The sequence below is a fragment of the Enterobacter sp. NFIX59 genome, from assembly GCF_900113755.1.
Taxonomy (GTDB): Bacteria; Pseudomonadota; Gammaproteobacteria; order Enterobacterales; family Enterobacteriaceae; genus Enterobacter; species Enterobacter pseudoroggenkampii.
The window spans coordinates 1,421,393-1,440,508 of the sequence record NZ_FOQN01000001.1 but is presented as its reverse complement, the minus strand read 5'-3'; the positions used below and the strand labels follow the sequence as shown (position 1 = coordinate 1,440,508).

Genomic DNA, 19,116 nt, shown 5'->3' with positions numbered 1-19,116 from the left:
AGAAAATCAGCTGTACTGCCGTACCCGCGCCACCAGATCTTCCGCGCTGTCGATACGGTCGGCAATAACAATCAGCGCCTTGCCGAGCGTTATCGCGTGGCGAAGGCATTCGTGGCGCATCGCCTCGTCCTGAATGGTGTCGATATCCGCGACGTGGGAAAGCCCGACGCTGCGGCGAATGAGTTCGGTGCCGCAGAAGCCGATGGCATCATGCCAGACCTTTTTCAGGAAGGCGGAGGCATAGCCCGGCGCGCTGAGCGCGGCGTCGCGTGTTTTCTCGTGTGCCAGCGCCTGGAAGCGCTCCGCGAAGGTGTTCCACAGTTCCTGAATATCGGTCAGTCGCTGTTCGCGGGCGGCGGCGGCATCGCGAATGCCCAGATGTCCCGGCAGGCCGCAGAAGTTCAGCAGCAGGTTGCCGATAGCGGTGCCGACGTCAAAGCCCATCGGGCCGAAATAGCCGAACTCGGCGTCGATGGCCTTCAGGCTGCCGTCGGCCACAAAAATCGAGCCGCTGTGAATGTCTCCGTGCAGCAGGGCTTCAGCCTGAGAAAAGAAACGGTGCTTCAGGGAGGCCACGGCAATTTTCAGCTGGGCGTCGTCGCGCAGGGCGGCGACGTCATTTTCCAGCTCGGCCGGGTAGCTGTTGCGTTCGTGGATCTGGTACGGATCGTTGAAGAACAGATCTTCTGTGATCTCGCACATCGCCGGGTTGATGAATTTTGCCACCTGCGCTTTTTTCTCGTGCGGGTGCAGGTAGAAATCGCTGGTGTGGAACAGCGCGTGCGCGAGGTATTCACCCAGCTGACGCGCCGCCTGAGGGTAGTAGATGTTGCCGATCAGCTCGCCGCGCCAGATGCGATGGCTGGAGAGATCTTCCATCACCATCACCGCCAGTTCCGGGTCGAAGTGATGAATTTTCACCGTGTGCTGCGGGCTGTGCCGGTAGTGCTCGACCAGGGTTTGCGCCTCCAGACGGGCGCGGTCCAGCGTCAGCGGCCAGGACTCGCCGACGCAGCGCACGTAGGGCAGCGCCTGCTTCACGATGATGCGGCTCACACCCGCGCTGTCGAAGATTTTGAACACCAGATTGAGGTTGCCGTCGCCTACCTCCTGCGCCTCCACCAGCGATGAAGGATCGTCAAGGCCGCCAAACTGCCTGGCATATTCCACGGCGTCCTGAGCGGTAAAGGTACGGTATTGCGACATGGCCTGCTCCTCACGGGTTTGCTAATAAAGACATGTAGACGTCTATACATCTGGATTTCATCCTGACACAATGTGCTACAACAACGCAACAGGGAATTAACGACATGCAGACATTACAGACGACCAGCCTGCGGGTAGCGGATAATCAGCTCTTTATTCTCGACCAGCAGGCCCTTCCGCAGGAGAAACGCTGGCTGGATGCCTCAACGGTAGAGGCGCTGGTGGGGCATATTCACGCCCTGCGGGTGCGCGGCGCGCCGCTGATCGGTCTCTCTGCAAGTCTGCTGCTGGCGCTGCTGGCGGAAAACGGCAAAAGCCGTGACGAGCTGGCGGTTGCGCTGGAAACCCTGCGCGCATCCCGCCCGACGGCGGTGAACCTGATGAACAACCTTGACCGCATGAAGCTGGCGCTGTGGCAGGAAGAGTATGTTCCGGCGCTGGTGGCGGAGGCGCTGCGCCTGATTGACGAAGACAAACGACTCTGTGACGCCATTGCGAGAGCGGGCAGCGCGCTGGTGAAGCCCGGCAGCCGCCTGCTGACCCACTGCAACACCGGCGGGCTGGCAACGGCGGGTGTCGGCACGGCGCTGGGCGTGATTGCTCGCGCGCATCAGGAGGGCAAGGTCAGCAACGTCTGGGTGGATGAAACCCGTCCGCTGCTGCAGGGTGGCAGACTGACCGCGTGGGAGCTTGGCGAGCTGGGCGTGCCGTATCAGCTGATTACCGATTCCATGGCCGCCAGCCTGATGGCGAAAGGGCTGGTGGACGCCGTGTGGGTGGGCGCAGACCGCATTGCGGCTAACGGCGACGTGGCGAATAAGATCGGCACCTATTCTCTGGCGGTGCTGGCGAAATTCCACGGCATTCCGTTCTACGTGGCCGCGCCGCAAACGACCCTCGATCCGGACTGCCCGAACGGCGACGCGATCCCGATTGAGCAGCGCGCCGCCAGCGAGGTGACGGGCGTAGCCGGAAGCTTTGGCGAGGTGCAGTGGGCGCCGGAAGATGCACGGGTTTATAACCCGGCGTTTGACGTTACCCCTGCCTCGCTGATTAGCGGCTGGGTGCTGGATACGGGCGTGGTCACGCCGGACGCGGTGGCAAACGGGAAATTCGCCTGAGTCCGGCTATCCTTTAAGGGGTTCCCTTAAGAGGACAATATCGTGACGCTCGATCCTGAAACAGACTTAAAACTGGAGCGCGTGGTGGACGCACCGCGCGATCTGCTGTGGCTCTGCTGGACCACGCCGGAACACATCAAAAACTTCTTCATTCCTGCTCCCCATAAGGTGACCGAATGCGACCTCGATCTGCGCGTGGGCGGACGGTTCAACACCGTGTTTGAGGTGGACGGTCAGCGGATGGATAACCGGGGTGTGTTCCTTGAAATCGATCCGGGGAAAAAGCTGGTCTTTACCGACGGCTATACCGAAGGCTGGAAACCGGCCGAGAAGCCGTTTATGACGGCGATTTTATTGCTGGAAGATGTCGGGGAGGGCAAAACGCGCTATACGGCGATTGCGCGTCACCCCACGAAGGAAATCCGCGAGCAGCACGAGCAGATGGGCTTCCACGAAGGGTGGGGGATTGTGCTGGATCAGCTGGTTGAGTATGTGAAGGGATTGAAGCGTTGAAGCTCGAGCGGCCTGATGCCCTCACCCCGACCCTCTCCCACAGGGAGAGGGAGCAAACACTAAAAACGGCAGCTATAGCTGCCGTTTTGCTTTTACCTATGCCAGCCGTGGATACGCGTCCGCGATCGCATCACCCGTAAACTGGGCCACCCAGCCTTCCGGATTGTCGAAAATACGAATCGCCGTAAAGTTCGGCTCTGAGCCCATATCAAACCAGTGCGGCGTGCCCGCAGGAACGGAAATCAGGTCGTTTTTCTCGCACAGTACCTGATACACCTCATCGCCAATGTGCAGGCAGAACAAGCCCGCGCCTTCCACGAAAAAGCGTACTTCGTCTTCACCGTGGGTGTGTTCGTTCAGGAACTTCGCGCGCAGCGCCTCTTTCTGCGGATTGTCGGCACGCAGGCTGATCACGTCCCAGCTCTGGTAACCCTTCTCTGCGACCAGTTTGTCGATCGCATGTTGATACGCCGCGATCACGGCTTCAGGCGCGGGATCGTGTCCTAAATCGCGATCCGCCGCCCAGCGTTCAAACCGCACGCCTTTCGCGTTGAGCTGTTGGGCAATCTCGGCGGCGTCGGTACTGTGCCACTGGTGTTGACTGGCGTCTTTATCGGAATAAATGGTCAATGCGCTCATGAAGGGATCTGCTCCGGGTTAATCTCGTCAAACTGGTGGACCTGATGGTGGTGGCTTGCGCCGTCATCATCACCGCGAATCAGCTGCAGGGTACGAAAACCTGCCTGTTCAGCCGCGTCCAGCTCCTGATGAATATCGGAGAGGAACAGGATCTGCGACGGGGCGATGCCCGTTTGCGCCGCAATGTTCTGATACGACTGCACCTCGCGCTTGGCGCCGATGTGGGTGTCGAAATAGCCGCTGAACAGATGAGTAATATCACCTTCGTCGCTGTAGCCAAATAACAGTTTCTGCGCAGCAACGGAGCCAGAGGAATAAACATAGAGATCAATCCCTTGCGCTTTCCATTTTTCCAGCGCGGGCAGCACGTCCGGGTAGAGATGGCCGGTAAAGTCGCCGTTGACGTAGCCGTCGTGCCAGATGATCCCCTGCAGCGCTTTTAGCGCAGTAGATTTGCGGTCTTCATCCATAAAGGCAAACAGGGCGTCGATAAGCTCGCTGACGCTGGCGTGCGGATTACCGATTTCATCACGCAGGTTGTCCAGAATGGATGTGACCGGCTCGGCGTACTGCTGCGCGGTCACGAAGGCCGCCAGCCGCTCACGCGCGTAGGGGAACAAAACATCATGGACAAAACGAATATCGCTGGTGGTGCCTTCAATATCCGTCACAATCGCGCGAATCATACTCTCTCCAGTTGTCGTAAACGCATTTCACATTCAAACAGGAATTCCAGTCCTTCCAGATGACGGCGGGCTTCGGCCACATCGCGTCCCCAGCAGGTTAAGCCATGGCCGCGCAGAAGAAAACCATAATTAAGCGGGCGTTCCTGCGCGTAATGGGCGATTCGCGAGGCGAGGGCGTCAATGTCCTGGTCGTTATCGAAGACCGGGATAGCCACCGTATCCAGATGCGTGCTCTGCCCGGTGAGGGATTTTTGCATCTCAAAGCCGCTGATGTTGAGCTCGGCTTCTTTGACCAGACGCGAGAGCACCGTGGCGTTGACCGTATGAACGTGCAGGACTGCGTTGGCCTCAGGAAACAGACGATAGATAAGGGTGTGCAGCCCGGTCTCCGCCGACGGTCTGCGGCCAGACGGCGCGCGGTTGGTGGCGATCTCCACCTGGAGAAAATCCTCCGTCGTCAGGCTGCCTTTGTCTTTGCCCGATTCGCTGAGCCAGCAGAGGCGTTCGTCCTGACGCACTGACATATTGCCCCCGGTGGCGGGTGCCCAGCCTTTGGCGCCAATCCAGCGGCAGGCGTCGACCAGATGCGTGAGTTGCAGGTTGTCTGTCATTTTCCTTTTACCCTCTCGGACAGGAATATTCATATTGTTTAGACGTCTAAGCGTCTTGATTGCCAAAGACTAACATCGTGTTATAGTGGCAGCAACATAAGTATTACAAGCAGGCACAACACAATGAGCATTAACGCATTGATTCCGCAAAGTAAACTTCCCAATCTCGGTACCACCATCTTTACGCAGATGAGCGCCCTGGCGCAGCAGCACAACGCCATTAACCTTTCTCAGGGATTTCCGGATTTCGACGGGCCGACCTATCTGCAGGAGCGTCTGGCGTACCACGTGGCGCAGGGGGCGAATCAGTATGCGCCAATGACGGGCGTGCAGGCGCTGCGGGAAGCCATTGCGGATAAAACGGCTGAGCTGTATGGCCATAGGCCCGATGCGAACAGCGACATTACGGTGACGGCAGGGGCGACCGAAGCGCTGTATGCGGCCATCACCGCCCTGGTGCGGGCGGGCGATGAAGTCATCTGCTTTGACCCGAGCTACGACAGCTATGCGCCTGCGGTTGAACTCTCCGGCGGCGTGGTGAAACGCGTGGCGTTACAGCCACCGCATTTCCGCCCCGACTGGCAGGCGTTTGCTGCGCTGCTGAGCGACAAAACCCGGCTGGTGATCCTGAATACCCCGCACAATCCGTCGGCGACGGTGTGGCAGAAAACGGACTTCGCCGCGCTGTGGCAGGCGATTGCCGAACGTGAAATCTACGTGCTGAGCGATGAAGTTTACGAGCACATCTGCTTTGCAGAAGAGGGACACGCCAGCGTGCTGGCCCATCCGCAGCTTCGCGAGCGCGCTATCGCCGTCTCGTCGTTCGGTAAGACCTACCATATGACCGGCTGGAAAGTGGGTTACTGCGTCGCACCGGCCGCCATTAGCGCTGAGCTGCGCAAGGTGCATCAGTACCTGACGTTTGCCGTAAACACGCCGGCTCAGCTGGCGCTGGCGGATATGCTGCGCGCGGAGCCCGAGCATTACCGCGAGCTGCCGCACTTCTATCGTGAACGTCGGGATCTGTTTGTGGCTGCGTTAAGTAAAAGCCGCCTGGAAATTTTGCCGTCTGAAGGAACCTACTTCCTGCTCGCGGACTACAGCGCGATTTCCGATCTGGACGACGTCAGCTTTTGCCAGTGGTTGACAAAAGAGGTGGGGGTGGCCGCCATTCCGCTGTCGGTGTTCTGCGCCGATCCCTTCCCGCATAAGCTGATCCGCCTTTGCTTTGCGAAGCAGGAATCGACGCTGCTGGCGGCGGCAGAGCGTTTGAACACGCTCTGATTATTTCACCGTCCAGGCTTCGGAATAGCGACGGTCTGCAAACAGCATCAGCAGACCGTTGATTTGCTTGAGACGCAGAACCTCGTCGCTGTCCATCCCCAGCTCTTTGCCAATTCGCTCATCGTTCCAGCCGAGCTGTGCCAGTTCGCGCACGATATCCGACATGGCGTTAATCTGGTGCCGACCCCGCGCCCGGTTGTGACGGATCGTGGCGGCCATACGGTCATGCTTTTCCTGTCGATCCTGGCGCAGGCAGGTGACGGGGAGATATCCCCTGAGCTGACGCTTCAACGCCGCCCGAGTTTTGCCGATTTCATGGCGGTGGAAACCATCCACAATTTCGTAATGTTGCGGTTCACTTTCTGTCACGACAATAGGTTGGGTGAATCCATCGAGTTCCAGCGACTTGCTGAGCAGCCGTTTTTCTGGAGGGGCGACGTTATTGGGGTTGTAGTCGTTAGCGGTAATCGCGTCCTGTTTGATCCAAAGCACGCAGTCTATCGGTTGCTCACGAAAAGGACTGTGTCGATGGATCGCTTCACGAAAAGCATTGATGGCGTTAATCCGATCCTCTTCGGGAAGAGACTGAAGGTACGTTTCGATCTCGGTGATTAATCGTTGTCGCATAATATGCCCCACTCCTTGCGTTTCGCCTTCACTCTTTCACTGTAGCGCTGATAATGTTTGGGTTTATTTGGGCTGAACGACAGCGCTCTGCACCAGTAGTCGTTATTAAGGATAACCTTGCAAATGCGGCGCCATGAGGGAATGTCTTTGGCACCAATATCACCGTCCTGGGTGTCGGGAATATCCTCGATGCCCTTCTTCTGATACCAGCGCAGATAAATGGCGATTTTATTGCGGTAATGCTCAGCCGTATTTTGCGGCATGCTGTCGAGCAGCAGCAGGGCATATTCGCGCCAGCAGAGGTGATCGGGTTTCAGGATTTTCCGGTGACCATAAAAGTGGTTATCGTGCCCGGCGTAAATTCCTCCGCTGCGCACGCCGCTCACGCGCTCGCACATGGCCGCCCAGCGATCGGGCTCAACAACATGGTAGAGCCATAATCCCTGACGCTGCTCCGGACCAAAGGGCTCACAAATACGCATATAGCGGGGCGGCACGCCAGCCTGGAACATCAGGTCATAGAGTGGGTTATAGCAACATCCCGATTTGGCAAACCAGGTCCAGATATCGGCGGTTTTCCAGTCGTAGAGGGGATAAACATACCAGGCATGCCCCCCAGGGGCGACGGTCGTCCAGGGTTTATCATCGGCAAACCGCTGCTTACGCGCCGACGCGATAGCCAGAAAACGGTTGTAAGATTCATCGGCGCGGATGCCAATCATCACCGCCGCCGGGCGATTGTGAGAGAACCAGTCGGAGAAGCTGCGAACAAAAGTTTCAAACGTCATGCCGGGCTGGTAGAAGGGAAAAAAAGCGGGATCGGTTATCGCACCGTCAGGGGGCTGGCGGACCCATCGGGTGCCGGGTTCCCAGCATTGCCATTCCGGCTGAAATTGCGACAGAGAATTTTGCGTTGTCAGGGGAAGCGCGACCCACCAGAAATGGCCGATGATATCGCTGTATAACTCGCGCATACGTTCAACATGGGTGATGGTATGGCTAAACTGCGCTTCCCAGTCGATAAAGAGAACGTCTATTTTAATATTCATCTGTCGCGCCTGCCGGGCAACCAGGTGCAGCATAGTGGTGGAGTCTTTACCTCCTGAAAAAGAGACACAGATCCTCGGTAAATTTTCGAGAGTCCATTTTATTCGTTCCAGAGCCGCAGAAAGAACATCCTGATTAAGAGGATACTTATAAATTGACATATTTGTTCTCATCCTGAGGAATAAATACCAGACGTTAGTGTCAATACTAGAGTGAGAATGATATCAGTCAATAATTTATGATGTGTATAAAGTTAATGCTGAATGTTTATATAACGATGGTGTATGTTTCTGGAAAAGGTGGTTCCCATCCTGTGTGAAAACCACGCTAACATCTCAAGGTAAAGTTATTTCTTCAATAAAACTCGCGAATGCTGAGCTATTCAGTGCGGAGCGATTATACATCATGTAAATATTAATGCTGGGAAATTGAATGTCTGTCTCTACTTTGCGCAGGTTAAGCGCTGGACCATATTGTTCAAAGGCCGGCGTGGGCGCTAACCCTATGAGGTCGGATGAACTGATCACCGACAGAAGGGATATAAAAGAGTCGCTTCGATAAACGATATTTCTTTCGGTTAACAGGCTCTCGGCTTTTTCCTGGTAGTCTTTGACGCTGTTCTCATCGCTCAGGTAGGCGGTGAACTGTTCATTCAGAATCTCTTCACGCGTGGGATTTCCGCTCAAGCGGGGATGATCATTCCGGCAAACGAGCACAAAAGGCAGCTTATGGAAAAGGCTGGAGGCAATTGAGCGACTGCTTGAGGAGGCAAAAGAAAATATCAGGTCGGCTTTTCGGTAAGCCAGGAGATCTTCTGCTGAATCAGGGGCAAGAAAAACATCATGTAATTCAATCGAATAGTTATACTTGTTCATGAGCAGTTTCATTGGCTCAAGCATCGTTTTGGTGCTCATAAACTGCGGGCAGTAAATGACAAAATTCTTCTTCAACCCGCTGCTGTGCATGATATTGATAGTCTGCTCAAGCTGGTTCAGGTTCTGTTCCAGATGATGATGCAAATTGACGCCGACGGTCGTGGGCGTGATCCCTTTACCGGAACGGATAAACAGAGGATCGTTGAGTTGTCCTCGCAGGCGTTGCAGTGACTGACTCACGGCAGAGGGTGTGATATACAGCGTCTCGGCGGCTTTACTGATACTAAGATGTTGGTAAATGCACTCGAAAATGACTAACAGATTAAGATCGAATTTTTTAAGGTCGTAGAGGTTTGCCATGTTTCGTCCTGAGGATGCTGTGTTTGCTGTGGTTATCACATCACTGATAACTATAGTTTGAAGTTAACCATTTACAATCCTTTCGATTAACCCTCTTAAATTTAAATTAAATTCACCTTAATATATCACGACGCCAGATTATTGAAATAGTGCTTCAAGGAATATTAAGGTAATTTTATCTCAGATGTTGGAGTGAGCATTTTAAATAACAATTGTCATTTATATATTGAGGTATTTTTATAATGAAAATAAATTTATAACGTCCTGAAATGATGTTTGGCAAAACCTATCGCAGCCATAGGCAGGATTACCTCTCTTATGGATTGCCCAATCCCTGTACGGGTGGTGTAATCAAAGGGCTGTTACCCCTTGATATAAAGGGTTGTAGAGCGCAACGCAACGCCAGCTTCGGCTGGCACTGAATGTACCTGCGGGGAATTCAGGTATCAGGGCCGCCCGTTGAGGCGGCCCTTTTACTTTCAGGCTTTCCTGTAAAAGGTTCACCTTGTTGTCTTGTCGACGTTGTAAGGTTTGGCTGATTGATTTGATAAAGCATACGCATTAGCCCCGATGGATAAAGTTGGTTACCTTACATCTCAACGAAAACACGGAGGAAGTACAGATGTCTTTGATTAACACTAAAATTAAACCTTTCAAAAACCAGGCGTTCAAAAACGGTGAGTTCATCGAAGTAACCGAGAAAGATACCGAAGGTCGCTGGAGCGTCTTCTTCTTCTATCCGGCTGACTTCACCTTCGTTTGCCCGACCGAACTGGGCGACGTGGCTGACCATTATGACGAACTGCAGAAGCTGGGCGTAGACGTTTACTCTGTGTCTACCGATACCCACTTCACCCACAAAGCATGGCACAGCAGCTCTGAAACCATCGCAAAAATCAAATACGCGATGATCGGCGACCCGACTGGCGCCCTGACCCGTAACTTCGACAACATGCGTGAAGATGAAGGCCTGGCTGACCGCGCCACCTTCGTTGTTGACCCGCAGGGTATTATCCAGGCTATCGAAGTTACCGCTGAAGGTATCGGCCGTGATGCGTCTGACCTGCTGCGTAAAGTGAAAGCAGCGCAGTACGTGGCTTCTCACCCAGGCGAAGTGTGCCCGGCGAAATGGAAAGAAGGCGAAGCGACTCTCGCTCCATCCTTAGACCTGGTCGGCAAGATCTAAGTCTGTAAAGCCTGGTGGAGCTGCGCTTGCACAGGCCTACAGTATCGTAGGCCGGGTAAACGAAGTGCCACCCGGCAATCAATGGGCGCTCCCGCGCCCATTTCATTCCAGCACCATGATGCAAGTTGCATTCAGGCCGCCTGTGTAAGGCAGCTTGCATGATGATGTTTTAAGAGAGGGAAGAATAATGCTCGACACTAATATGAAAACCCAGCTCAAGGCCTATCTTGAGAAACTGACCAAACCCGTTGAGCTGATTGCCACGCTGGACGACAGCGCGAAATCGGCAGAGATCAAGGAACTGCTGGCTGAGATCGCCGAACTGTCGCCAAAAGTGACCTTCAAAGAAGATAACTCGCTTAACGTCCGTAAGCCTTCTTTCCTGATTACTAACCCAGGCTCTGAGCTGGGGCCGCGCTTTGCCGGCTCGCCGCTGGGTCACGAATTTACCTCGCTGGTGCTGGCGCTGCTGTGGACCGGTGGTCATCCGTCGAAAGAGGCGCAGGCGCTGCTGGAGCAGATCCGCGATATCGACGGCGATTTCGAGTTTGAAACCTATTACTCGCTCTCCTGCCACAACTGTCCGGACGTGGTGCAGGCGCTGAACCTGATGTCGGTCCTGAACCCGCGCATTAAGCACACGGCGATTGACGGCGGTACCTTCCAGAATGAAATCACCGATCGCAACGTGATGGGCGTTCCGGCGGTGTATCTGAACGGTCAGGAATTCGGTCAGGGTCGTATGACGCTGACGGAAATCGTCGCCAAAGTGGATACCGGTGCCGAAAAACGTGCCGCAGAAGCGCTGAACAAACGCGATGCCTACGACGTGCTGATCGTCGGTTCCGGTCCGGCGGGCGCGGCGGCGGCAGTGTACTCCGCGCGTAAAGGGATCCGCACTGGCCTGATGGGCGAGCGTTTCGGCGGCCAGGTACTGGATACCGTGGACATTGAAAACTATATCTCCGTGCCGAAAACCGAAGGTCAGAAGCTGGCGGGGGCGCTGAAGGCGCACGTCAGCGACTACGACGTGGACGTGATCGACAGCCAGAGCGCCAGCAGGCTGGTACCTGCTGCGGTTGAGGGTGGTTTACACCACATTGAAACCGCCTCCGGCGCGGTGTTGAAAGCACGCAGCATCATCATTGCCACCGGTGCGAAATGGCGCAACATGAACGTCCCGGGTGAAGATCAGTATCGCACCAAAGGCGTGACCTACTGCCCGCACTGCGACGGCCCGCTGTTTAAAGGTAAACGCGTGGCGGTGATCGGCGGCGGTAACTCCGGCGTGGAAGCGGCTATCGACCTGGCGGGGATTGTTGAACACGTCACCCTTCTGGAGTTCGCACCAGAGATGAAGGCCGACCAGGTTCTGCAGGACAAAGTTCGCAGCCTGAAAAACGTCGACATCGTCCTTAACGCGCAGACCACGGAAGTGAAGGGCGACGGCAGCAAGGTGACCGGTCTGGAATACCGCGACCGCGTGAGCGGCGACGTGCACAGCGTGCAGCTTTCAGGGATCTTCGTGCAGATTGGTCTGCTGCCAAACACCACCTGGCTGGAAGGCGCGATTGAGCGCAACCGCATGGGCGAAATCATCATCGATGCGAAGTGTGAAACCAGCGTGAAGGGCGTGTTTGCGGCGGGTGACTGTACTACCGTACCGTACAAACAGATCATCATCGCCACGGGCGAAGGGGCGAAGGCGTCGCTGAGTTCGTTTGACTATCTGATTCGCACCAAAACAGCATAAGAAAAGAAAGTAAGGCGATACCTGCAATAGCGAGAGGCCACCGAAAGGTGGCCTCTTTTTTTATCTGACGACCATCACCGGTATGTGTGTGTGGCGGATCACGCTGGAGGCGTTAGAGCCCAGCAGATGTGTGGTAATGGAAGGGTTGCGCGAACCGATGACCACCACGTCTGCTTTCAACTCGTTCGCCAGTTCATTTACCGCATCACGTACGCTGCCGAATCTGACGTGCGTTTTGATCCGTGAAGGGTCAATACTGAAGTGGCTGACCATGGTTTGCAGACGCGTTTCCGCTTCATGCTGCAAATGCTCCTCGAAGCGGCGCACATCGGCAGCGAAGCGGTGCAGGCTCAGGCTGGCGGAGCCCGGGAGCACGTGCAACAGATGGATGACACCGTCCTGCTGCGCCAGGAACTCCGCGTGGCGAACGGCCTTGTCGCTCAACTCCATCTCAAAAACATCAACCGGCATAATGATTCTCTGATACATACCCGTTTCTCCTTGTTTATAAACGCTGTACTTATTCAACCACAAAATATTAATGGTTTCTGTAAGCGCCCCGTCAGTTTTCTTATCTCGCCAGGATAAATCTCAAAAGACCCGTATTCCGGGGCAGACCTTCATGGGTAGCTACCCTTATAGACTTACCTGGAACCTTTCGGAGGTCGCATGAAAGCACTTACGTATCACGGTCCACACCATGTTCGCGTCGAGAATGTCCCTGACCCCATCATCGAACAGCCCGACGATATCATTCTGCGCGTCACGGCCACGGCGATCTGCGGCTCCGATTTGCATCTCTATCGCGGAAAGATCCCGAAGGTGCAGCACGGCGATATTTTTGGCCATGAGTTTATGGGGGAAATCGTCGAGTGCGGTGCAGAGGTAAAGAATTTGCAAAAAGGCGATCGCGTGGTGATCCCCTTTGTCATCGCCTGCGGGGACTGTTTCTTCTGTCGTCTGCAGCAATACGCGGCCTGTGAGAATACCAACGCCGGGCAGGGTGCCGCGCTGAACAAAAAGCAAATCCCCGCGCCGGCTGCGCTGTTTGGCTATAGCCACCTCTACGGCGGTGTGCCGGGGGGACAGGCGGAATACGTTCGCGTGCCGAAGGGGAACGTCGGACCGTTTAAAGTCCCGCAGCTTCTTTCTGATGATAAAGCACTTTTCCTTTCCGACATTTTGCCCACGGCCTGGCAGGCGGCAAAAAATGCGCAGATTGCAAAAGGTTCAAGCGTAGCCGTTTTCGGCGCCGGGCCGGTGGGGCTACTGACCATTGCCTGCGCGCGGCTGCTGGGGGCTGAGCAGATCTTTGTTATCGATCACCACCCGTACCGGTTGCGATTTGCCGAGGCCCGTTACGGCGCAATTCCCATCAACTTTGATGATGACAACGACGCCGCGGAAAAAATCATCGAGCAGACCGTGGGCCAGCGCGGCGTTGACGCCGTGATTGATGCGGTCGGGTTTGAAGCGAAAGGCAGCACCACGGAAACAATCCTCAGCAATCTTAAAATTGAAGGCAGCAGCGGCAAAGCGTTGCGTCAATGCATTGCTGCCGTGCGGCGCGGTGGGGTAGTTAGCGTACCCGGCGTGTACGCCGGGTTTATCCATGGCTTCCTGTTTGGCGATGCCTTTGATAAGGGGCTGACGTTTAAGATGGGTCAGACGCACGTCCATGCCTGGCTGGGTGAACTGTTACCGCTGATCGAAAAAGGGCTGCTTACGCCGGAAGAGATCGTGACCCATTATCTCCCCCTTGCGGATGCGGAACGCGCCTATAAGATTTTCGAAAAACGGGAGGAGGAGTGCCGGAAGGTGATTCTGGTCCCGGGCGCAGAGACCCCCGAAGCCGCAGAGCAGACCGTTAAGGGCCTGGTGAATGCCTTCCCAGGTGGGGTGGCCTGAGAATGTTCGCTTACCAGTGGCGTTCAAGATAGAGCACGGCCGTGACGATAATCGCCACAAAAATCAGAAAGATAAGTGTGATAACGCCTATCTCACTCATGACCGTCCCCGCGGCACCAAAACAGATTAAGCGTGGATTAAGGCCATTTTGCGCGGTATAGGAAAATCGTGTGAATTTGCGGAAAGAGGATGCGGTGGCATCCTCTGTGCAAAGCGGATAGGCGCTTATTCAGAAGAGATTAACGCAGGTAATCGCCTGCGGCTTCTGGCTGGTAGAGCAGCTCCAGCACTTCCAGATGGGTCGAAGCGCCGCCCGGCAATTCCCAGTGGATCGTATCCCCCGTACGCAGTCCCAGCAGTGCGGCACCCACAGGCGCAAGCACAGAAAGCTGTGCGCTGCTGTCGGTCATCTGCGCCGGGTAAACCAGCGTGCGGGTCAGCTCTTCACCGGTGGTCAGATTGCGGAATTTCACCTGGCTGTTCATGGTGACTACATCATGCGGCATCGTCTCAGGCGTGCACATCTGTGCCCGGTCGAGTTCTTCATTCAGGGCGTCGGCCACGGGGAGCGAGGCAAATTCCGCTTTTTCCAGCAGCCTGTCGATACGTTCTGCGTCGAGCTCATTGATGATAATGGTAGGTCTGGACATTTTTTACTCCATGTCGTTAATGCTGCGTCTAACGCAGAAACTGATCCAAAAGAAAACCCTCGCCGTCTGGCAGCGAGGGTTTAACTCTCCCGATGATACTGGCTGAGCGCGCAAGTTTGAAGTGATGAAAGTCACATTCATGGTCCATATGAATTTTCGCTGAAATTTATTCAGTCTTCATTCCTGGCGGAATACGTTACGCTGAGTGTCCTGAATCCGGGCGTTGCCCGCCAACGAGAGAGCACTATGTACTTCTACCAACCGTCTCAGGGGCACGGCCTGCCGCATGACCCGCTGAACGCCATTATTGGCCCACGTCCGATAGGCTGGATCTCCTCATGCGATAAGGCCGGTCAGCTGAACCTCGCGCCGTACAGCTTCTTTAACTGCTTTAACTATCGCCCGCCGATCATCGGCTTTTCCAGCAACGGCTGGAAGGACAGCGTGCGTAATATTACTGAGACAAAAGAGTTTGTCTGGAATCTGGCGACGCGCGATCTCGCGCAAGCGATGAACCAAACCTCAGCGATGCTTCCCCACGACCGGGATGAATTTAGCTTTGCCGGACTTACGCCAGCGGCCAGCCAGCTGGTTAACGCCCCACGCGTTGCAGAAAGCCCGGTGAATTTTGAGTGTCGACTGTCGCAGTGCATTCAGCTTACCGGTGCCGACGGTACGCCGGTGGACACGTGGCTGGTGTTGGGGGAGGTGGTCGGTATCCATATTGCCGAAACGCTGCTGGAAGAGGGGATATACCAGACGGCGAAAGCGCAGCCCATCCTGCGTGCGGGTGGGCCGACGGCGTACTATGGTATCAGCGATGAAAACCGGTTTGATATGGTGCGCCCGGGCGCGGATCAGTAGCCGGCTTTATCAATCACGAATTGGTTTCCGCAGTTACCCGGATGTGGCTGCGGGGCAAATGAGGTCGCAGAAAGCGGGTTGTTAATGGCGTTTGCCTTCAGCGAAATCTGCATCTCGGTGAGATACGCCGGATTGCCGTTGCAGGTCAGCTTGAACGCTTTGACGTTCTCGTTGCCCCAGCTTTTGGCCACGGCACTATCAAAATCACTACGGTTGACGGATTTCCCGTAGTTATCGGCGAGGAATTTTCCGACCGCACTGTTTTTAACCTCCTGATTCATCCGTACCATCGTGCCGAAATAGGCATCCGGGTCAAAACCAAAGCAGACGCCATGTTTGGCATATTCGTAGCGTTCCAGGCAGGAATTCCCGCCCGCGCCCGGCATCACGTCATTGAGCTTTGCGGCAGCGGAAAGCGACAGTCCGGTTTCGGCGGCATCGCATTTGCGGCTGGCCTTCACTTCCGGCATGTTCGGAATGGGGCGTGTGGCGCAGCCAAAACGCATCCATCGACGGTCATCCACGCCGCGTGCGGCAATAGATTTCGGCAGGCCGGGCCATAACCCGTGCACGGTCAGAAAATCGGCTTTATTCTCGCGCTCTTTTTGCAGGCGACATTCGTCAGGTTCATTACGGTTGCGCTCAACCATGCTCTGACAAAACCCGGTTTGCCAGGACAAAGCCAGCACATAGCGATCGAAATCGCCATATTGGGTTGCCTTCAGCGGTTCCGCCTGTGCGGAGAAGATACAGAGTGCAAGCGCCATTGCGCCAGACGGGATGACGATATCCTTCCTGAACATATGATTTCCTGATCGAATGAGCGTGATTAATTTCTGAGGGTTATTAAAGCATAAAAAGCGCCCGCAGGCGCTTTTTGGATATCCCTAATTTAGCTTAGGCCGCGCCGGGAACCAGCACTTCCGTGGCGATAATCACGATAATCAGGCCAACCATAACGGGCACTGAGGTACGTTTTACCACTTCGAATGGTGAGATTTTCGCCATCCCGGCAACGGCGACAACCACGCCTGATACCGGGGAGATGGTACGGCCCAGGTTTGACGCTTGCAGCATGGGTATGGAGAGATAGGCCGGGTTAATACCAGAGGAGTGAGCCAGTTTCGGGATCATCTCAACGAAAGCGTAGAAAGGCGCATTACCGGAACCCGTGGTCATCGCCGCCAGCATGGTGAGCACCACCAGAACCAGCATCAGGATAATACTGGCCGATCCGAACGAGGTGGCGATCGAGATCAGGCTCTGGATAAAGCCGATGGTGCTCAGACCCTGGGCAAAAACGCCCGCTGCCACCAGCAGCATCACCACGCCAGCGAAGGCATCCGCCATACCGCGATAGGCAACTTCCAGACCCGAGAACACCTTTTGCGTGTTAAAACCACGCACAAATTCCAGCACGGCAGCCAGCAGCATGCAGATAACCAGAATGGTGATGATGTGCAGCTGCGGACCCCATTTGCCGTCAAAAATCAGCACCCCGATAATCGGCGTGAAGGGCAGAATGGCATAAAACGCGGGAGCGGTAGTGGTGATTTCACTCACGTCCATCATTTCATGGCTGATGTTTTCTTTCTTATCGAGATAGCGCTGCCAGAAGAAATGCGCGATACCCATGCCGACAATGGCAACAATGGAGATCGGCAGCGTGGTTTTAAAGGCGAAGTCGATGAGCGACATCTCCGCTGCCTTTGCCGCCAGCACGACGTCGCCGGAGGTAGGGGAAAGAATAATCGCTGCCGGAGACGCGCAAATGGCTGCTGCCGCGCCGCGGCTGATACCGACGTTCACCATGACCGGGAACAGTGTGGCCATCAGCAGTACGCCAAGTCCGGTAGCCGACGAAACGGCCAGCGACATCAGGCAGGCGAGGAAATAGGCGGCGACCATCAGCAGATACGGCGAGTTAATGTACTGCAGGGGTTTGGAGGCAAGTTTAACGACCATGTCGTTGGCGCCGATGTGGGTCATGTAGGCCGCAAAACCACACAGCATCATGATCATCATGCCCAGATCGCCGCCGCGGCTCATGAGCAATATTTTAATGTATTCAACAATATCTGTAGCGGTGTAACCGGTGCTCGTGGCGCTGGCAGGTAACACCTGGTGCCCCATCAGTGCGCTGATAATCAACAGCGTTAAACCGCCAACAAATAATACGCCCGTGGCCGAGTAGCCTTTAATGATGTAGCGCGCGACGCCGACAATGACGACGACTCCAATAAGGAGCTCGAATAACGTAAGCATGATTTCCCCTGTATCTCTGCTGCAGTGGAGCACAAAAAATCAATAAAAAAGAAGGATGGAAATGTGCCGAATAATTGGCCTGTTCTTGCTGATTAAAATCAATAAACAGACGACTAGAGAACAGAACAAGCGTGTTTTTGCCATGGCCCATACATTTATACCATGAGGGTCTTGACCATCAGAAATGGCGCAATGTGTCCCAATAATGATAACAAATTGTTAATGTTTTGTGCGGTTTTGCATGTCACTGATTACGAACGCTAAATGGAAAAAGTCACACCTCTTGTAGGCTTATTTGAGCATATCCCCCGATTTCTTTAAGAATATTCCCGGAAAATGGCCGAATAATTAGGAATAACGCCGATGCCGTTAAGCCTTGATTCAACTATTTTATGGTAAACTTTGCCTCGAATACTAAGAATGGTAATTGCATTGTGATCGTACGTAATACATTTTTCTCTGTTTTGTTGTTTATTTTTGGGCAGTTAACGTTTTCTTCTGTTGCACAGGCAGAAGGCAACGCGACGGACAAAGGCTGGTTCTCCACCTTTACGGATAATGTTTCCCAGACCTGGACGGCTCCTGAACATTATGATCTCTATGTTCCGGCAATAACGTGGCATGCGCGTTTTGCTTATGACAAAGAGAAAACCGATAAATACAACGAGCGTCCGTGGGGCGCGGGTTTTGGTCAGTCTCGCTGGGACGAAAAGGGAAACTGGCATGGCATCTATCTGATGGCCTTCAAAGACTCGTTTAATAAATGGGAGCCGATTGGGGGGTATGGTTGGGAGAAAACCTGGCGTCCGCTAGCGGACGAGAACTTCCACGTCGGTTTGGGCTATACCGCCGGGGTCACTGCACGTGACAACTGGAACTACATCCCGATCCCGGTGCTGCTGCCTTTGGCCTCTATTGGCTATGGCCCCGCAACGTTCCAGATGACCTACATCCCGGGTACGTACAACAACGGAAACGTTTACTTCGCCTGGATGCGTTTTCAGTTTTAACTGACAAAACGTTACATTGCGGTGAAAAAACGCGCAGGCGTTGATTCATAAACGATAAAAATCTGCCAGTGAAAATTAACGCGACTTTAGTCACTTTTTATCAAAGATCCGCTGGACAAAAGGTCCCACAATTGATGTACTGGTAACCGACACAGCATTTGTGTCGTTTTTTAATGTAAAGGTAATTTTGATGTCTAAGATTAAAGGTAACGTTAAGTGGTTTAATGAGTCCAAAGGATTCGGTTTCATTACTCCTGAAGATGGCAGCAAAGACGTGTTCGTACACTTCTCTGCAATCCAGTCTAATGGTTTCAAAACTCTGGCTGAAGGTCAGCGTGTAGAGTTCGAAATCACTAACGGTGCCAAAGGCCCTTCTGCTGCTAACGTAATCGCTCTGTAATTCAGACGCGTCAGCAAGAATTTCAAAACCCGCTCCCTGAGCGGGTTTTTTTCGTTTTGAATCAGCCAAGCAGATACATTTTCAGGAAGCTGGCAACGATCAGCACGCTTA

The 19,116-nt window shown here is 54.4% G+C and carries 21 protein-coding genes; 9 read left to right on the top strand and 12 right to left on the bottom strand.

Translation table 11 applies throughout. The features are described 5' to 3' along the window. Nucleotides 1-6: 6 nt before the first annotated feature. Entirely contained in the window at nucleotides 7-1,206 is a 1,200-nt protein-coding gene (gene mtnK, locus BM007_RS07055; RefSeq protein WP_090417831.1) for an S-methyl-5-thioribose kinase, read from the bottom strand. 104 nt (nucleotides 1,207-1,310) lie between these two features. Here mtnK and mtnA point away from each other — a divergent pair, with 104 nt between their 5' ends. Both mtnA and BM007_RS07045 read left to right on the top strand, forming a co-directional pair. Next, nucleotides 1,311-2,327: an S-methyl-5-thioribose-1-phosphate isomerase gene (gene mtnA, locus BM007_RS07050; protein ID WP_090417828.1), complete on the top strand. Its 1,017-nt coding sequence runs from the start codon at nucleotides 1,311-1,313 to the stop codon at nucleotides 2,325-2,327. A 42-nt stretch (nucleotides 2,328-2,369) separates the two neighbouring features. Further along, a complete protein-coding gene (locus tag BM007_RS07045) occupies nucleotides 2,370-2,840 on the top strand; it encodes an SRPBCC family protein (RefSeq protein ID WP_049138715.1) in 471 nt (156 codons plus the stop codon). Between the two features lie 96 nt (nucleotides 2,841-2,936). On the opposite strand, the gene BM007_RS07040 is transcribed toward BM007_RS07045, so the two are convergent. The 3 genes from BM007_RS07040 to BM007_RS07030 are packed head-to-tail and all read right to left on the bottom strand — an operon-like array spanning nucleotide 2,937 to nucleotide 4,776. Then, a complete protein-coding gene (locus tag BM007_RS07040) occupies nucleotides 2,937-3,479 on the bottom strand; it encodes a 1,2-dihydroxy-3-keto-5-methylthiopentene dioxygenase (protein WP_023315605.1) in 543 nt (180 codons plus the stop codon). Continuing rightward, on the bottom strand, nucleotides 3,476-4,165 hold the full coding sequence (mtnC, locus tag BM007_RS07035) for an acireductone synthase (RefSeq protein ID WP_024906997.1): 690 nt from the start codon (nucleotides 4,163-4,165) through the stop codon (nucleotides 3,476-3,478). Before mtnC ends, BM007_RS07040 begins: the two co-directional genes overlap by 4 nt. Continuing rightward, nucleotides 4,162-4,776: a methylthioribulose 1-phosphate dehydratase gene (locus BM007_RS07030; RefSeq protein WP_090417825.1), complete on the bottom strand. Its 615-nt coding sequence runs from the start codon at nucleotides 4,774-4,776 to the stop codon at nucleotides 4,162-4,164. The genes mtnC and BM007_RS07030 overlap by 4 nt, the downstream gene beginning before the upstream one ends. A gap of 123 nt (nucleotides 4,777-4,899) precedes the next feature. Here BM007_RS07030 and BM007_RS07025 point away from each other — a divergent pair, with 123 nt between their 5' ends. Then, on the top strand, nucleotides 4,900-6,060 hold the full coding sequence (locus BM007_RS07025) for a pyridoxal phosphate-dependent aminotransferase (RefSeq protein ID WP_090417822.1): 1,161 nt from the start codon (nucleotides 4,900-4,902) through the stop codon (nucleotides 6,058-6,060). Here BM007_RS07025 and BM007_RS07020 read toward each other — a convergent pair whose 3' ends face one another. From BM007_RS07020 to BM007_RS07010, 3 genes are all read right to left on the bottom strand, one after another. Beyond that, complete coding sequence (locus BM007_RS07020) at nucleotides 6,061-6,687, bottom strand: IbrB-like domain-containing protein (protein WP_090417820.1); 627 nt, start codon at nucleotides 6,685-6,687, stop codon at nucleotides 6,061-6,063. Next, the gene (locus BM007_RS07015; RefSeq protein WP_090417817.1) at nucleotides 6,672-7,895 is read right to left on the bottom strand and encodes a phosphoadenosine phosphosulfate reductase; all 1,224 of its coding nucleotides are present in this window, start codon (nucleotides 7,893-7,895) and stop codon (nucleotides 6,672-6,674) included. The genes BM007_RS07020 and BM007_RS07015 overlap by 16 nt, the downstream gene beginning before the upstream one ends. A gap of 174 nt (nucleotides 7,896-8,069) precedes the next feature. Continuing rightward, entirely contained in the window at nucleotides 8,070-8,969 is a 900-nt protein-coding gene (locus BM007_RS07010) for a DNA-binding transcriptional repressor CitR (RefSeq protein WP_090417814.1), read from the bottom strand. A gap of 622 nt (nucleotides 8,970-9,591) precedes the next feature. On the opposite strand from BM007_RS07010, the gene ahpC reads away from it, so the two are divergent. Together ahpC and ahpF are read left to right on the top strand one after the other, a co-directional pair. Next, entirely contained in the window at nucleotides 9,592-10,155 is a 564-nt protein-coding gene (gene ahpC / locus BM007_RS07005; protein ID WP_008501015.1) for an alkyl hydroperoxide reductase subunit C, read from the top strand. A 187-nt stretch (nucleotides 10,156-10,342) separates the two neighbouring features. Then, entirely contained in the window at nucleotides 10,343-11,908 is a 1,566-nt protein-coding gene (gene ahpF, locus BM007_RS07000; RefSeq protein ID WP_090417811.1) for an alkyl hydroperoxide reductase subunit F, read from the top strand. Between the two features lie 60 nt (nucleotides 11,909-11,968). Here ahpF and uspG read toward each other — a convergent pair whose 3' ends face one another. Beyond that, entirely contained in the window at nucleotides 11,969-12,397 is a 429-nt protein-coding gene (gene uspG / locus BM007_RS06995) for a universal stress protein UspG (RefSeq protein WP_023310731.1), read from the bottom strand. Nucleotides 12,398-12,577: 180 nt separating this feature from the next. On the opposite strand from uspG, the gene BM007_RS06990 reads away from it, so the two are divergent. Continuing rightward, a complete protein-coding gene (locus BM007_RS06990) occupies nucleotides 12,578-13,816 on the top strand; it encodes a zinc-dependent alcohol dehydrogenase (protein WP_090417809.1) in 1,239 nt (412 codons plus the stop codon). A gap of 10 nt (nucleotides 13,817-13,826) precedes the next feature. Here BM007_RS06990 and yldA read toward each other — a convergent pair whose 3' ends face one another. Next, on the bottom strand, nucleotides 13,827-13,916 hold the full coding sequence (gene yldA, locus BM007_RS23520) for a small membrane protein YldA (RefSeq protein ID WP_008501020.1): 90 nt from the start codon (nucleotides 13,914-13,916) through the stop codon (nucleotides 13,827-13,829). Between the two features lie 139 nt (nucleotides 13,917-14,055). Further along, the gene (gene rnk / locus BM007_RS06985) at nucleotides 14,056-14,466 is read right to left on the bottom strand and encodes a nucleoside diphosphate kinase regulator (protein WP_024907006.1); all 411 of its coding nucleotides are present in this window, start codon (nucleotides 14,464-14,466) and stop codon (nucleotides 14,056-14,058) included. A 246-nt stretch (nucleotides 14,467-14,712) separates the two neighbouring features. Here rnk and BM007_RS06980 point away from each other — a divergent pair, with 246 nt between their 5' ends. Beyond that, nucleotides 14,713-15,330, top strand: coding sequence for a flavin reductase family protein (locus BM007_RS06980; RefSeq protein WP_023310735.1), 618 nt, complete (start codon nucleotides 14,713-14,715; stop codon nucleotides 15,328-15,330). Here the strand turns inward: BM007_RS06980 and rna are convergent. After that, nucleotides 15,324-16,133, bottom strand: coding sequence for a ribonuclease I (gene rna, locus BM007_RS06975; RefSeq protein WP_024907007.1), 810 nt, complete (start codon nucleotides 16,131-16,133; stop codon nucleotides 15,324-15,326). The two genes, BM007_RS06980 and rna, sit on opposite strands and share 7 nt — an antisense overlap. A 94-nt stretch (nucleotides 16,134-16,227) precedes the next feature. Next, nucleotides 16,228-17,595, bottom strand: a complete 1,368-nt coding sequence (gene dcuC / locus BM007_RS06970) for an anaerobic C4-dicarboxylate transporter DcuC (protein WP_032649567.1) — start codon at nucleotides 17,593-17,595, stop codon at nucleotides 16,228-16,230. A 392-nt stretch (nucleotides 17,596-17,987) separates the two neighbouring features. Between dcuC and pagP the strand changes: the two genes are divergently transcribed. Together pagP and cspE are read left to right on the top strand one after the other, a co-directional pair. Next, the gene (gene pagP / locus BM007_RS06965; RefSeq protein WP_080350496.1) at nucleotides 17,988-18,605 is read left to right on the top strand and encodes a lipid IV(A) palmitoyltransferase PagP; all 618 of its coding nucleotides are present in this window, start codon (nucleotides 17,988-17,990) and stop codon (nucleotides 18,603-18,605) included. Nucleotides 18,606-18,795: 190 nt separating this feature from the next. Then, the gene (cspE, locus tag BM007_RS06960; protein ID WP_002439184.1) at nucleotides 18,796-19,005 is read left to right on the top strand and encodes a transcription antiterminator/RNA stability regulator CspE; all 210 of its coding nucleotides are present in this window, start codon (nucleotides 18,796-18,798) and stop codon (nucleotides 19,003-19,005) included. Nucleotides 19,006-19,116: the final 111 nt, after the last annotated feature.